A 14,812-nucleotide genomic window follows, 5' to 3' on the forward strand; every position below is an offset into this window, starting at 1 on the left:
TTGAGTTGACTATGCAGATTTATCGCATCCCTTTCAAGGCCATGGCCAGCACTTGTGAAGTTGTCATTGCAGACCATGATGAACATGCAATGTTTGCCAAGGCACAGGAAGCGATTGCGGAAGTAAGGAGGATAGAAGTCAAGTATTCGCGTTATCGTCCAGACAGCATAGTCTCATGCATCAATGCCCAGGCGGGCAGGGATGCAGTGGTCTGTGATGAAGAAACCCTGGCCTTGTTTGATTATGCGCAGGCCCTGTACCAGGCCAGCGATGGCTTGTTTGACATCACGGCAGGCATCCTCCGACAGGCCTGGAACTTCAAGAGCTCGCGAGTGCCAGCAGCAGACGAACTGCAGGTTTTATGCCAGCGCATAGGCTGGGCCAAGGTGGAGAGAACAGGTGACAAGCTGAGATTGCCACTGGCGGGAATGGAAATCGATTTTGGTGGTTTTGGAAAGGAATATGCGGCAGACCGGGCAGCTGCAGTGTTGCAGGCAGCAGGCGTAACGCATGGCTATATCAATCTGGGTGGCGATATACGGGTACTCGGCCCCAAACCGGACGAGCAGCCATGGATCATGGGCATACAAGACCCGCGCCAGCAAGACAAGATCGCTGCCAGCATCCCTTTAACAATAGGGGCACTGGCCACCAGTGGAGATTATGAAAGATATTTTGAAGTCGGTGAAGAGCGGTATTGTCATATCCTCAATCCACGAACCGGCATGCCGGTCAGGCACTGGCGCAGTATCAGCGTACTGGCACCCTTGACCGCACTGGCTGGCAGTTGCACCACGATAGGCATGTTGAAAGAAAAAGACGCACTGGAGTATTTGCAACAAACCGGATTACGGTTTTTGGCGATAGACCAGCAGGGTAAAGTACATACGCAGGCTGCTGCCTGAACCAAGAACTTAAGGAGTAAAACCATGGCTACAGTAGTCGGCGACGATGGCAACAATACCTGGACCGTCATCAACCCATCCACCTTTACTCTCGATGGCAAGGGTGGCATAGACACCCTCAATCTGGGTACTTCACTACGCTCCAGCTATACCATCACCAAGGCAGCAGATGGCTCCATTCATGTGGATACCCTGTCCGGTGCCAGCGGCGAGTTGCATGCGACGCTGCTTAATATGGAAAGACTGGTATTCAACAATGGCCAGGATACGGTGGACTTGCTGAGTTTTTTTGGCGATACCACAGCACCTGTGGTGATCAGCTTCAGCCCGGCGACACTGGCTGGCAGCGTCGCCACCAGTAGCGATATCGTGCTGACCTTCAGCGAACCAGTCAAGGCTGGCAGCGGCACCATCAGCCTGCAAAACGCCGACGGCAGCACAGTCGCCAGCTACAATATTGCCCAAAGCAACAATGTCACGATCAGCGGCAATACGGTCACCATCAACCCGACCAATGACTTGAATAACAATAGCACTTACAAGCTGAACATACCTTCAGGTGCCATCAAGGATATTGCTGGCAACAACTATATCGGCACCAGCAGTTATTCTTTCACCACGGCCATCAAGGCGGTACCTGGCGGCATCATCGGCACGGCTGGCAATGACAGCCTGAGCGGCACCGCAGCCAATGACAGTTTCAATGGACTGGCCGGAAATGACATCATCAATGGTGGCGCGGGTCTGGACATTGCCATCTATGCTGGCAAACGCAGCGACTTCAACATCTCACCATCCGGTGCCAATTTTACTGTCCAGGATAAAACCGGGGCCGAGGGTACGGATACCGTCAACCAGCTGGAACGCCTGCAGTTTGCCGATATGAGCGTGGCACTGGATATCAATAGCACGGCAGGCGTTGCTTACCGCATTTACCAGGCAGCCTTCAACCGCACGCCGGATTTGCCTGGCCTGGGTTACTGGATAGGACAGATGGACAAGGGATCAACCCTGAACCAGGTCGCTGCCAGCTTCGTCATTTCAGCTGAGTTCAAGCAATTGTATGGGGCGAATATCTCTGACAATGCCTTCCTGACTGCCTTGTACAGTAATGTACTGCACCGGACGCCAGACCAGGCAGGCTTTGATTACTGGAATGGGCAGGTCAGCAAGGGCATGACACGGGCCGACATACTCGCCAGCTTTAGTGAAAGTGCCGAGAACCAGGTGCAGGTGATAGCCAAGATACAGAACGGCATAGATTTCATCCCGTTTGGATAAGACTCATGCTGATGCTGCACTGCTAGTGTGCAGCATCAGCCTGTGTATAAGCTAACGTTTATACACAGCCTCGATATCCGCAGCAAAATGCGCCAGCAGGTTATTGCGCTTAAGCTTCAGGGTAGGGGTAATCAGGGTGTTTTCCACAGTCCATGGTTCCAGCGTCAGTATCGCGGCACGTGGTTGTGCATAGTAAGGGAAGTTTTTCGTCAGCGCCTTGATACGCTGCACCACCACTTTTTGCGCCTGTGGTGATTTCAGACTGGCGGCATCATCCGGATTCAGGCCCAGCGAACTGGACAGCTCCAGCCAGTAAACACGGCTCAACACAACAGCACAGGCGATGAAGGGGGCGCTCTCACCAAAGGCATACGCCTGCTCGAACACGGCATCATTCATGATCGCCAGTTCCAGATCGACCGGGGCGATTTTTTCACCGGTAGAAGTGACGATGATTTCCTTCACCCGACCCAGGATGCGCACGCGGCCATTGACGACAGATGCCTGATCACCGGTGCGCAGCCAGCCATCGATAAAAGTCTTGGCAGTATCTTCTTCCCGCTTCCAGTAACCACGCATGACATTCGGGCCACGGACTTGCAATTCTGCATTTTCACCTATGCGCACTTCTACCTTTTCCACAGCGCGGCCTACGGTGGCAGGATCATTATCGTCAGGCGCATTGAAGGAAACCACAGGGGCCGTCTCGGTCATGCCATAGCCCTGCACGATAGGAATACCCAGACCGAGGAAACATTGCGAAATCGTCTGCGATAAAGCCGCACCACCACTGACAGCCACCCGCAGGCGGCCACCAAACTGGTTCTTGAGCTTGCTGGCGATCAACGGTTCCAGCACCAGCCAGCGCAGGGTATCCAGCATGGCTGTTATGCCATCACCCTTGAGCAAACCCTGCTCACGGCTGAAACGACGCCAACCGGTAGCAATCGCCAGATTAAACAAACTCGCCTGGAATTTTGATGCCGACAGTTTGGTCTGGATCACGCCATACACACGCTCATAAATGCGCGGTACAGAAATCAAGATCGTCGGCCGCACTTCCAGCAAATCTTGCGGCAATTGCTTGACCGAGCGCGAAAAAGCGACACAGGCACCCGCAGCAATTGGCAAGTAATAACCGGCCGTACGCTCAAAGGTATGTGATAAAGGCAGGAAGGATAAAAACACATCCGTGATGACAGGCGACACCCTGTGGACAACTGCCTTGACGTTAGACACCACATTGGTATGCGTCAGCATGACACCCTTGGGTTTGCCTGTCGTGCCAGAGGTATACACCAGGGCTGCCAGGTCATCAGCTACCGGGCCTTTTGCATTGGCCTGCAAATGCGTAGCACTGGCCAGCCATTCATCGATTTGTAAAACAGGGACACTGGCTGGCAGGACCGTCGCATCCAGCTCTTTTTCCAGCACAACAACCTGAAGCAAGGCAGGCAATTCCAGGCCTGCATTGGCGATGTCTTTCCATTGTCTGTCGCTTGCGGCGATTAAAAAAGCAGCATCGCTGTCACTGAGGATATAGGCGATACTGGCCGGGTTATCCAGTGCATGCATGGGTACGGGCACAAAGCCGCAAGCCTGCACGGCCTGGTCCATGCAGACGGCATGCAAACCATTCGGCAGCAGGATCGCAATACGTGAGCCATGCTCAAGTGCCAGCGGTGACAAGGCTTTGATAAAACCCTGGACACGCTCTTGCGTCTGTTGCCATGAATAAGATATCCACAAGCCCTGGGCATCATCAAATTGCCGGTAGGCTTCTGCATCTGGAGTTTGTGCTACCCGCCAGGCAAATAATTCTGCCAGGGTTTGCACTGTGGATAAGTCGGGAGTTGTTGCTGTTTGGGCAGAGATAGACATGAAATGCGTAGCAAAATTAAACAAGCCAGCAGCAAGTTTTCAACCGGACCCGGGAAAACTTGGTTCGTATTTACACGAATATGCCGACTAAAAGCGTCATTATGCAACAAACAGGGAAGAAGCTATTGCGAGGGCGCAAAATGCTCGTTTCACATCCACACCAAGAGGGCATATTTAAATAAAAGCACAAGGACGCCTCCCACTATCCAGGAAAAGGCCTCCACCACAATCTCACGTGAAAATCGAAATTCAACGTTGGGCTGCTGGTTCGTGTGGTTTTGTATAGTCTTCACGCTGGCAAAAGCTTCGCAGCCACAAACCTGGCACTGCTGGACTTGTTTGCTGTTTTCTGCTGAGCAGGCATGACAGGACCAGTCATAGTCGATTTTTTTGCTACTCACTCAATAATCCCTTTTTCTGCTCTGCCAGTTTCTTATATTTTTTATAGAGAAAGGGAGCGAAGAACAAGGTAGGCGGACCAAACAAGACTATCTGTACCACCATGGAAATGATGAGTGAACGGCTGAATATGAGCAGCAAGAGAAACAAGCCTGTTTCCATCGCCAGGCATGCGAGCACTGTTTTCCAGATGGGGGATAAGTTATGCCAAAACAGCTTCATTTGTAAAAATCCTCAACAACTGTATTCAATAGTAGTTAATTGTATTCAGCGGGCAAGGAGGAAATTAGTCTCACTCAAGCCCCCCCCCACATGGCAACATATAACTGTTTCAAATTTGCTGGCATCCAGGGCCAGGCAGTTTTCTTTTGCTTGTGAGTCAACCCAAAAAATAACACTTCGACATAATAGACATCTATATATTCTCTTGTTTTTTCATCTGCTACTCTCAGTAAGCCGGACATGAACTTCAGATGCGATTGCACCACTGGTTGATTGCCATCACGCACTGCCTGAGTAGTCAGTCTGGCAAATTCTCCTACCATTTCAGTTGTGCAAAGTGCGATGCTGCGATGTTTCCTGGCATGCCTTAACATAGGAATGGCAACATCAGGAAACGTCTTCATGATGTTTAGCAAAAGCTTTCTTACGCTTGGGTGGATTTGCATTCGCGATATGTAAACTGTATCAATAAAATTATGTTCCTGAAAAACCAGTTCAGACTTGCAGGTGACGATCCCTTTTCAATTACCAATTATAATGGAGGCCTTGTCCGCCCCATCCCATACCGGAGTATCTATGTTAGGCACGCAAGACCTCATCCAGTTCATCATCGCAGGCATTTTACTCAATATCGCCCCTGGCCCCGACTCCATCCTGATCATGACACGCAGCGCAACGCAGGGCTGGCGTGCCGGGTCGGCTGCGGCGCTGGGAATAGGTGCGGGTACTCTGGTGCATATCATGGCCGCAGCCTTGGGGTTGTCAGCCTTGCTGGCGACTTCTGCAACTGCTTTCACCATTGTCAAACTGGCGGGTGCAGCCTATCTGCTGTACGTCGGCGTATCCATGCTGTTGAGCCGGGCGAAGTCTGCTGAACAAGCTCAGGCAGGCAATACCAGCCAGCCTTTGCTCAGCCACCGCAAGATTTTCATGCAGGGCTTTTTGACGAATGTACTCAATCCCAAGGTAGCGATTTTCTTCCTGGCTTTCGTGCCGCAATTTATTGCTGCTGATGCCAGCAACAAACCGCTGACCCTGATCTTCCTGGGTTGCATTTTTAATTTCAATGGCATGATCTGGTGTCATATCCTCGCAGTATCAACGGCATTTGCCAGACAGCGCGTAGCTGTCAACCAGGCTGTCACGCTGTGGCTGAACCGCTTCATTGGTTTGATGTTTGTCTCTTTTGGTATCAAGCTGGCCTTGTCAAATAAAAACTGAAAGAAACTCAGGCAGATTGAAAACAAGAAAAATACCTCTTGTGACAGATAACAAAAATACATACATAATGAGCATAAGCAGACCGAATTAATTCAGACTCATCCATGCAGGTTTTGAGGGGATATACGTCATGTCTTTCTTGTCATCGAACACTAAGCCACTGCCTCCCTGGAAAGTCTTGCTGGTTGATGACGAGCCTGATATTCATGATGTCACCAAGCTGACACTGAGCCGTTTTCGCATGGACGAGCGGCCTCTGCTGTTTCTCGATGCCTATAGCGGTGCAGAAGCTAAAACCATGCTGGCCAGCCATCAGGATATCGCCCTGGTATTTCTTGATGTGGTCATGGAAAAAGAAGACAGCGGCCTCGAAGTAGCCCGCTGGTTGCGCCAGGAGCAAGGCAATCAATTCACCCGCATCGTCTTGCGCACTGGACAACCGGGCCAGGCACCAGAAGAAAATGTCATCGTTGATTACGATATCAATGATTACAAGGAAAAAACCGAGCTAGACCGCAAGAAATTATTCACCACCACCTTCGCCGCCCTGCGTGCTTACCGCGATATCATGGACGTGGAACAGGCCAGGCGTTTCCAGGCCACTTATCGCGAAGGATTGGAGCGTGTCATCGAAGCCTCCGCCCATATCTTCAAGCAGCGCAACCTGCATGATTTTGCCAATGGCTTGCTGCAGCAAGTGGTTGCCCTGTTGCGGCTGGAACAAAGCCTGCTGGTAAGGCTACGCGGTGCCAGCGGCATCTCGGGTGCAGACAGTTATGAGGTGCTGGCCAAAATAGGTGAATTCGACGATGACAGCCAGATCTTCACTGATGAACTGGTATTGCAATTACATGAAGCCTGCGCCAACCGCATTTCGCTCCTGAACGGTGATACCTATGTAGGCTATTTCCCGAACAGTAGCGGCAAGGCGTCTTTGCTGGTGCTCAGGGGTGTGCATGATGTTGCCGAGATCGATGCCAAATTGCTGGAAGTTTTTTCTTCCGGTGTCGCCATCGCCTTCGATAATATTTTGCTCAACCAGGAAATCACCGATACCCAGAGTGAAATGATCATGCGCCTGGGTGATGTGGTGGAATCGCGCTCGCATGAAGCCAGCAACCATGTACAGCGCATGGCTGAAGTCTCTTATCTGCTGGCAGTTGCCTCCGGCATGCCCAGGGATGAAGCGAATATCCTGCGGCAAGCTGCCCCCATGCATGACATAGGAAAAATAGCGACACCTGACGCTGTCTTGCTAAAACCCGGCAAACTCGACCTGGCCGAATGGGAAATCATGAAGCAACATCCCGACGTAGGTGCATCGATACTGGAAGGTTCACAAAGACCCATACTCAAAGCCGCCGCCATCATCGCCCACCAGCACCATGAAAAATACGATGGTAGTGGTTATCCACAGGGCCTGAGCGGAGAAAACATCCACGTCTACGCCCGCATCGTCGCCGTCGCCGACGTCTTCGACGCCCTCATGCACGCCCGCTGCTACAAACCCGCCTGGGAACTCGACGATGTCCTCAGCCACCTGCAAAGCGTCAGCGGCAGCCACCTTGATCCGCGTTATGTGGATTTGATGATTGCCAATGTGGATGAGGCGCTGATGATCAATGCAAGGTTTCCGGATTGAGACAGTTAGAAGGTGTTTGCTCTACATATCGTTGACCTTGTTTTAAGTCATATTATTCGTTACTGTTACACGTCATTTGAGATTGCAGGCCGGGGGTAGCCCGGCGGCTACTCACCTTTTTTGCTTCGCCAAAAAAGGTAAGCGAAAAAAGGCGACCGAGGCGTCGCTGCCCCTGCGGGGTTCCCTTTGCTGCAAGACAAAAAATGGGAAATGCCCGAAACTCGCTGCGCTCAGACAACGGTCATTTCTTAATCCATTTTCTGCCTTGCAGCAAAGGCATCGACACATCGGAACGGCAAAGATCAAAGGCAGCCCCAAAGTCAAAAGCAACGTCAATACAACCGAGATTTAAATTGCATTAAATGTGGTTGATCAACGAGATACGGGGTTGGGGTTGCTTTTGACTTTCGCAGTTCCCATGTGTAGACGCCGTTTGTGCTGTACAGAAAATGGATTAAGAAGGACCGCTGTCTGAGCGAAGCGAGTTTCGGGCCTTCCCATTTTTTGTACCGCACAAACGGGAACCCCCTTTAGGGGGCGACTACGCCTGGGTCGCCTTCTTTGGCTTACTTTTCTTGGCGAGACAAGAAAAGTGAGTAGCTGTCGGGCTACCCCCGACTTGCAATCTTAAATAACGAGTACAGGTTTGAAAATCAAATACATAAAACAATACGAATCTGAAATTAACATACCCTATAGTATGTCGTGAACGCCTCTGGATTCCTGCTAAAAGCACGCAGGAATGACGTAGCTTAGTATGCAGTCTATCATCGGTCTGCGATCTCCAATCTCGTATCAAAATATCAAAAAATGAAGACGCGAGAACCTAAGCCCCCTCCCTCACCGGCAAACTCCTCCTCTGCGGAAACCGCAACTGATACCGCAATCCCTCCCCCAGTACACTGGTCGCCCTAACAGTACCATGCAAAGCCCCGGTCACCAGGTTATACACAATATGCGCCCCCAACCCGCTGCCACCCTGCCCACGCTTGGTGGTAAAGAATGGCTCAAACAATTTTTTCAGGGCAGCATCATCCATGCCTATGCCATCATCGGCAAATTCCAGTTCCACCTGATCCTGCGACCTTTGCGCGCGGATAGTCACGGTGCCTTGCTCACGTCCATCAAAGCCATGATGGATGGAGTTCATCAGCATATTGGTGATGATTTGGGATAGCGCGCCGGGGTAATTCATGACAAGTACACCCTTGTCGCATTCCAGTTTGACACTGATGTTTTTATTCTTGATCTTGGGATGCAAAGACAACAGGATTTCTTCGAGATAGGCACGCAGGTCAAACTCGCGCATGCTTTCTGACGACTGGTCTACCGCCACTTGTTTGAAGCTACGTATCAGTGTAGCGCTGCGCTGGCAATTGCTGGTCATGATGCGCAGGGACTGGTCCATGATGTCGAAGAATTGCTGCAAGCTGTCCTTGCTGAGATGGCCTGCCTCAAAGTCCTTGCGTATCAGTGCCAGCTCTTCCACCATATGACTGGTGGCCGTCACACAGATGCCTACCGGGGTATTGATTTCGTGGGCGACGCCGGCCACCAGGCGACCCAGCGAGGCCAGTTTTTCCTGGCTGATGAGTTCTGCCTGCGCGGCTTGCAAGGCGGCCAAGGTGTGGTTCAGGGTATCGTTCTGTTGTGCCAGCCTGGTATAGGCCTCGCGTATATCACTATCTGCCTTGATACGCGCCAGGGCAGATGCAACATGGTTGGCCACAAATGCCAGCAAATCAAGATCGGCCTCGGTATAGATGATATCGGCGTTATAACTCTGCACGATGATGACGCCATGAATGTATTCATCTGCCAGCATGGGTGCCCCCATCCAGCTGACCAGGTCGCTACTGCCCAATACCTGTATTTCACCATCGCTGACCAGCTTTTGCAAACGCTGCTGATCTATCAGTTGTGCGTGGCGTTGATGGACCACATAAGAGGTCATGCCTGCGCCCATAGGAAAGCGTTGCCCCTTGAGGTCCGCGTCTTTTTCATCCCGCATATACTGTATGCTGAATTCATCGCTATCCGGCAGATACAGGGCCACCATGAAATTTGGCACCTGCAATAACTGGCTGACAATGTCATGCAGGCGCGAGAATTTCAGCTCGGTTTCGGTAACGGTAATGGACAGCTCGGCGATTTCATACAAGACTCTTTGCAGAGTTTCGGCGCGGCGTCTTTCCTGTACCTCATGTTCCAGCAGGGCCGTTCTGTCTGCCACTGCCTGTTCGAGGCGGTCCAGGCTTTGTACCGCTTGCAAGGAGGTGGAAATATGATTGGCGATGAGGGCAAACAGGGCCTGATCTTCTTCGCTGTAGGTATGCGATGCATCATAGCTTTGTATGACCATCGCCCCCAGTGGCTGCTTTTGCTGATCCAGCAGCGGGCAACCCATCCAGTGTTCAGCACGGGCGCCAGTGCCCCAGGCTTCGCCACCAGCGGCGATGACGGCGTTTTCCCTGGCCGCATCCTCTTCCGCCGTCATCAGCAAGGGCTTACGATTCAGTATGATCCAGGCGGTCGGTGACTGGTCGGGAGAGGCCAGCACAAACCAGGCAGCCGGGTCCACAGGCGCGTCAATTTCATCAACCCTATAGGCATAGCGTATGGCGTGCTGCTGTTTATCGTAGAGGGCGACATAGAAATTGGCCGCATACATGAGGCGGCCCAGTGCCTGATGCACTGCTTGCAGGAATCCTGTAACGTCGCTGGAGGAAGCAGAAATCTGGCTGATTTCCAGCACCATGGATTGAACGGCTTCAAGGCGTTCCAGGCGCGCTTCCATGACAAACTCCCCAAGGAGATATCGACAGCAGGTTTATTTGATAGGCAAACAACTAGTATTCTTGACTTCTTCCATCACTGCATAAGTATGCGTTTCACGCACGCCATTCAATTGCAGCAGCGATTTGCCGAGGAAATCGCGGTAGGCATTCATGTCTTTGACACGCGCCTTGACGAGGTAGTCAAAACCACCCGCCACCATATGGCATTCCAGCACTTCAGGGATGGCTTGTACGCCACGCCGAAAAGCGTCGAACACGTCAGGCGTCGTGCGGTCGAGCACAACTTCTATGAAAACCAGCAAAGCCACATCCAGGAGATGAGGATTGAGCTGGGCTGTGTATCCTAGTATGTAGCCGGATTCTTGCAGCTTGCGCACGCGTTCCAGACAGGCAGCAGGGGAGAGATTTACCCTGGTTGCCAGTTCTACATTACTGATACGGCCATCGTTTTGCAATTCGGCCAGAATTCTTTTACTGATTTTGTCGAGCATAAGAAGTCAAAAATCGTCAGTGTGGTGGTTAATAATATTCGGCATAATTTTCTCACAAAATAGAAAATTTCGATATATGTTCTGATTTCCAGAATTAATCCTCGAAGAGCATCTATACAATGAAATCATATTTGTTTTGATTATTTTTATATGATTGCGACCACCGTGCCAACCAATAACTCACCTTTTTCTGCCCTGAAGGCAGAGCTGCTCGCCCCTGCCAGCCCTCTCCGTACTGCCATTACAGAAGCATACCGCCGATCAGAGCCAGATGCTGTGCAATGGCTGCTCGGCAATATCAATCCGCAGGAAGATCAGCAAAAGAGTGTTGCAGAACTGGCACACCGTCTGGTCAGCAATGTACGCCAGCAACGCACCCGCGCTTCTGGTGTTGATGCCCTGATGCATGAATTCTCACTGTCTTCGGAAGAGGGCGTAGCCCTGATGTGCCTGGCCGAAGCCCTGTTGCGCATTCCCGACCATCAAACCGCTGACCGCCTGATCGCTGACAAGATCAGCAAGGGTGACTGGCGCAAGCATTTGGGTGAATCACCTTCTCTGTTTGTGAATGCCGCCACCTGGGGCTTGCTGGTGACAGGAAAGCTGGTCAGCACGAATAGCGAACAAGGTCTGGGTTCTGCCCTGACGCGCCTGATTGCCAAGGGTGGTGAGCCATTGATACGCAAGGGCGTCGATATGGCCATGCGCATGCTGGGCAACCAGTTCGTTACCGGACAAACCATAGAAGAAGCCCTGAAAAACAGCCAGGATAATGAGAAACGCGGCTACCGTTATTCGTATGACATGCTGGGTGAAGCAGCGCTGACTGCCAAGGATGCGGCCTTCTATTACAAAGCCTATGAAACTGCCATCCATGCGATAGGCAAGGCCTCGAATGGCCGCGGTATCAAGAATGGCCCTGGTATTTCCGTCAAACTGTCGGCCCTGCACCCGCGTTATTCACGCGCCCAGCGTGAACGCACGATGAATGAATTGCTGCCCCTGCTGAAAAAATTGCTGCTCCTGGCGAAGCAATACAATATCGGCCTGAACATTGATGCAGAAGAAACCGACAGGCTGGAATTGTCGCTGGACTTGATGGAAGCACTGGCCTTTGATGCCGACCTCAAAGGTTTTGAAGGCATAGGTTTTGTCGTCCAAGGCTATCAAAAGCGTTGCCCGTTTGTGATCGACTACCTGGTTGACCTGGCGCGCCGCAGTGGCAGCAAGTTCATGATACGTCTGGTCAAGGGCGCATACTGGGATGCAGAAATCAAGCGTTCGCAAGTTGATGGCATGAGTGGTTTCCCGGTCTATACCCGCAAGGTCTACACCGATTTGTCTTACCTGACTTGTGCACAAAAACTGCTGGCAGCGACTGATGTGATTTATCCACAATTTGCCACGCATAACGCCCTGACCTTATCCACCATTTATACCTGGGCACAAAAAGCCGGTATCACTGATTATGAATTCCAGTGCCTGCACGGCATGGGCGAGACCTTGTATGACCAGGTGGTAGGTAAAGACAAGCTGGACAAGCCTTGCCGCATCTACGCCCCGGTAGGCTCACACCAGACCTTGCTGGCTTACCTGGTACGCCGCCTGCTGGAAAACGGTGCGAACTCCTCCTTCGTCAACCAGATCGTTGATGAAAATGTATCGATAGAATCCATGCTGGCTGACCCGATAGCCGTCTCGCGCGAACTGGGTGGTGCACCGCATGCCGCCATTGCCTTGCCCAAGGACTTATTTGGCAAGGAAAGAAAAAATTCTTCTGGCCTGGATTTTTCGAATGAACTGGAGTTGCAAAAAATCAGCGCCCATTTTGCCGAAAGCAGCCAGCAAAGTTTGATAGCGGCGCCTATCCTGCATGGCCAGGTATCTGCTACACAAACACGCCCTGTGAATAACCCGGCAAATCAGCTGGATGTCGTTGGTGAAGTCATAGAAGCTGATGCCCAGGACGTACAAACTGCCCTGCATGCGGCAGAACAATATGCGATGGACTGGCAAACCACAGCGCCAGTAGAACGTGCTGCTGCCCTGAAAAAAGCTGCTGATTTGCTGGAAGCGCAAACCCTGGATTTCATGGCGCTGGCGATACGTGAGGCGGGTAAATCACTGCCAAATGCCTTGGCAGAAGTACGCGAAGCAGTAGACTTTTTGCGCTATTACGCAGCCCAGGTAGAGAGTCAGGCAAATACCCAGGCGCTGGGTCCTGTCGTCTGTATAAGTCCGTGGAATTTTCCGCTGGCCATCTTCATCGGTGAAGTCAGTGCCGCACTGGCCGCAGGTAATGTGGTGCTGGCAAAGCCAGCAGAGCAAACCCCGCTGATCGCTTATCGCGCCATACAACTGATGCATGAAGCAGGCGTGCCACGTGGTGCCCTGCAGTTCTTGCCAGGCACGGGTGAAGTTGTTGGTGCCCAGCTAGTAGCTGATTCCCGCGTCAAGGGCGTCATCTTTACTGGCTCGACTGAAGTCGCACAAATCATCAACCGGACACTGGCAAAACGCGCTGTGGCTGAGGGCATCGATATCCCGCTGATTGCAGAAACCGGTGGCCAGAATGCCATGATCGTCGATAGCAGCGCCTTGCCTGAGCAAGTTGTCAATGATGTATTGTCTTCCGCTTTTGACAGTGCCGGCCAGCGTTGCTCTGCCTTGCGCGTCCTATGCTTGCAAGAAGATATCGCCGACAAAACCATAGAAATGCTGCACGGTGCCATGCAGGAATTGCGCATAGGCCAGCCCGACCGTCTGGCCATCGATATCGGCCCTGTCATCGATGCCGAAGCGCAAAACAATTTGATGAACCATATCAATGGCATGCGTGACAAGGCAAAGTCCTTCTACACACTGGACCTGTCAACCACTTGCCGTGCCGGTACTTTTGTTGCACCAACTGTCATGGAAATCGCCAATCTGGCTGACCTGAAAAAAGAAGTATTTGGCCCGGTACTGCATGTCTTGCGCTACAAGCGCAGTGACTTGCCCGCATTGATAGACCAGATCAATGGCACCGGTTTTGGCCTGACCCTGGGTATCCATACCCGCATCGATGAAACCATCGATTTCATCATCTCCCGCGCCCATGTCGGCAATATCTATGTCAACCGCAATATTGTTGGTGCGGTAGTGGGTGTGCAACCGTTTGGTGGTGAAGGCAAATCCGGTACCGGCCCCAAAGCTGGTGGCCCGTTGTACCTGAAGCGCCTGCAACGCACGCCTGTGACTGGCCTGGGTGGACATACCGTGTATGAACGCCAGTCACCGCCAGCACTGGAAGCCTTGCTGGTATGGGCACAAAAACAAGGTCATCAGAAAATCGCCGAGCTGGGTGAACACTATGCCCATAACAGCCCTTATAAAGTGACCCAGGTCTTGCCCGGCCCAACGGGCGAACGCAATACCCTGTCATTTGCCCCACGTGGCCGTATCTTCTGCGCGGCGACCACCGTCAACTGCCTCGTCAATCAACTGGCGGCAACGCTGGCGACGGGCAACCAGCCGGTTTTGCCTGCGCAAACCATGGCTATCCTGCCTGCCGGGTTGCCGGCCGAAGTCAGCAAGCTGCTGATTACTGCGGAAGCAGAAGACTGCGGTGCCCAGTTGGCCATGGTGGAAGGTGGTTTGCTGTCCCATTACAAACTCTTGTTTGCTGGTCTGAATGAAGCCATTGTCTCCGTCGTCGAAACCCATGACCATGCAGAAATACCTTTGTGGCGTTTGATGGCTGAACGTGCACTCTGTGTGAATACCACGGCTGCGGGTGGCAATGCCAGCTTGATGACACTGGCTAACTAAAACCCATTATCTGTAAGCTGCACCAGAATCAGCTCCTCCGGAAACGGAGGAGCTTTTTTTGTTTTTGTTCGTCCGCAGCTAGCAGGTTTGATGTGCGCATATCCTCATTTCACACCCTTATTTTCTCAGTCTGGCGCGTCACCCCACAGCTTCGTGCCTGCT

At 52.0% G+C, this 14,812-nt stretch carries 10 protein-coding genes; 5 read left to right on the forward strand and 5 right to left on the reverse strand.

The window, feature by feature from the left end:
* The first annotated feature begins 11 nt into the window (after positions 1–11).
* Both Q8K39_RS13125 and Q8K39_RS13130 read left to right on the forward strand, forming a co-directional pair.
* Positions 12–905: an FAD:protein FMN transferase gene (locus tag Q8K39_RS13125; RefSeq protein ID WP_305260791.1), complete on the forward strand. Its 894-nt coding sequence runs from the start codon at positions 12–14 to the stop codon at positions 903–905.
* A 24-nt stretch (positions 906–929) separates the two neighbouring features.
* Positions 930–2,186, forward strand: a complete 1,257-nt coding sequence (locus Q8K39_RS13130) for a DUF4214 domain-containing protein (protein ID WP_305260793.1) — start codon at positions 930–932, stop codon at positions 2,184–2,186.
* A gap of 51 nt (positions 2,187–2,237) precedes the next feature.
* Here Q8K39_RS13130 and Q8K39_RS13135 read toward each other — a convergent pair whose 3' ends face one another.
* The 3 genes from Q8K39_RS13135 to Q8K39_RS13145 form a co-directional block, all read right to left on the reverse strand.
* Entirely contained in the window at positions 2,238–4,067 is a 1,830-nt protein-coding gene (locus Q8K39_RS13135) for a long-chain fatty acid--CoA ligase (protein ID WP_305260795.1), read from the reverse strand.
* Positions 4,068–4,460: 393 nt separating this feature from the next.
* Entirely contained in the window at positions 4,461–4,688 is a 228-nt protein-coding gene (locus tag Q8K39_RS13140) for a hypothetical protein (RefSeq protein ID WP_186954398.1), read from the reverse strand.
* A gap of 74 nt (positions 4,689–4,762) precedes the next feature.
* Positions 4,763–5,092 carry a hypothetical protein gene (locus Q8K39_RS13145; RefSeq protein WP_305260797.1) on the reverse strand — a complete coding sequence of 110 codons (330 nt, stop codon included), beginning with the start codon at positions 5,090–5,092 and terminating at the stop codon, positions 4,763–4,765.
* Positions 5,093–5,264: 172 nt separating this feature from the next.
* Between Q8K39_RS13145 and Q8K39_RS13150 the strand changes: the two genes are divergently transcribed.
* A complete protein-coding gene (locus Q8K39_RS13150) occupies positions 5,265–5,909 on the forward strand; it encodes a LysE family translocator (RefSeq protein ID WP_305260799.1) in 645 nt (214 codons plus the stop codon).
* 130 nt (positions 5,910–6,039) lie between these two features.
* A complete protein-coding gene (locus tag Q8K39_RS13155) occupies positions 6,040–7,551 on the forward strand; it encodes a response regulator (protein WP_305260801.1) in 1,512 nt (503 codons plus the stop codon).
* Positions 7,552–8,377: 826 nt separating this feature from the next.
* On the opposite strand, the gene Q8K39_RS13160 is transcribed toward Q8K39_RS13155, so the two are convergent.
* Together Q8K39_RS13160 and Q8K39_RS13165 are read right to left on the reverse strand one after the other, a co-directional pair.
* The gene (locus tag Q8K39_RS13160) at positions 8,378–10,348 is read right to left on the reverse strand and encodes a GAF domain-containing sensor histidine kinase (protein WP_305260802.1); all 1,971 of its coding nucleotides are present in this window, start codon (positions 10,346–10,348) and stop codon (positions 8,378–8,380) included.
* Positions 10,349–10,381: 33 nt separating this feature from the next.
* Positions 10,382–10,840 carry an Lrp/AsnC ligand binding domain-containing protein gene (locus Q8K39_RS13165; RefSeq protein ID WP_110254407.1) on the reverse strand — a complete coding sequence of 153 codons (459 nt, stop codon included), beginning with the start codon at positions 10,838–10,840 and terminating at the stop codon, positions 10,382–10,384.
* A 150-nt stretch (positions 10,841–10,990) separates the two neighbouring features.
* Here Q8K39_RS13165 and putA point away from each other — a divergent pair, with 150 nt between their 5' ends.
* Complete coding sequence (gene putA / locus Q8K39_RS13170) at positions 10,991–14,650, forward strand: trifunctional transcriptional regulator/proline dehydrogenase/L-glutamate gamma-semialdehyde dehydrogenase (protein ID WP_305260804.1); 3,660 nt, start codon at positions 10,991–10,993, stop codon at positions 14,648–14,650.
* Positions 14,651–14,812: the final 162 nt, after the last annotated feature.

The sequence above is a fragment of the Undibacterium sp. genome (assembly GCF_030683615.1).
GTDB classification, from domain to species: domain Bacteria; phylum Pseudomonadota; class Gammaproteobacteria; order Burkholderiales; family Burkholderiaceae_D; genus Undibacterium; species Undibacterium umbellatum.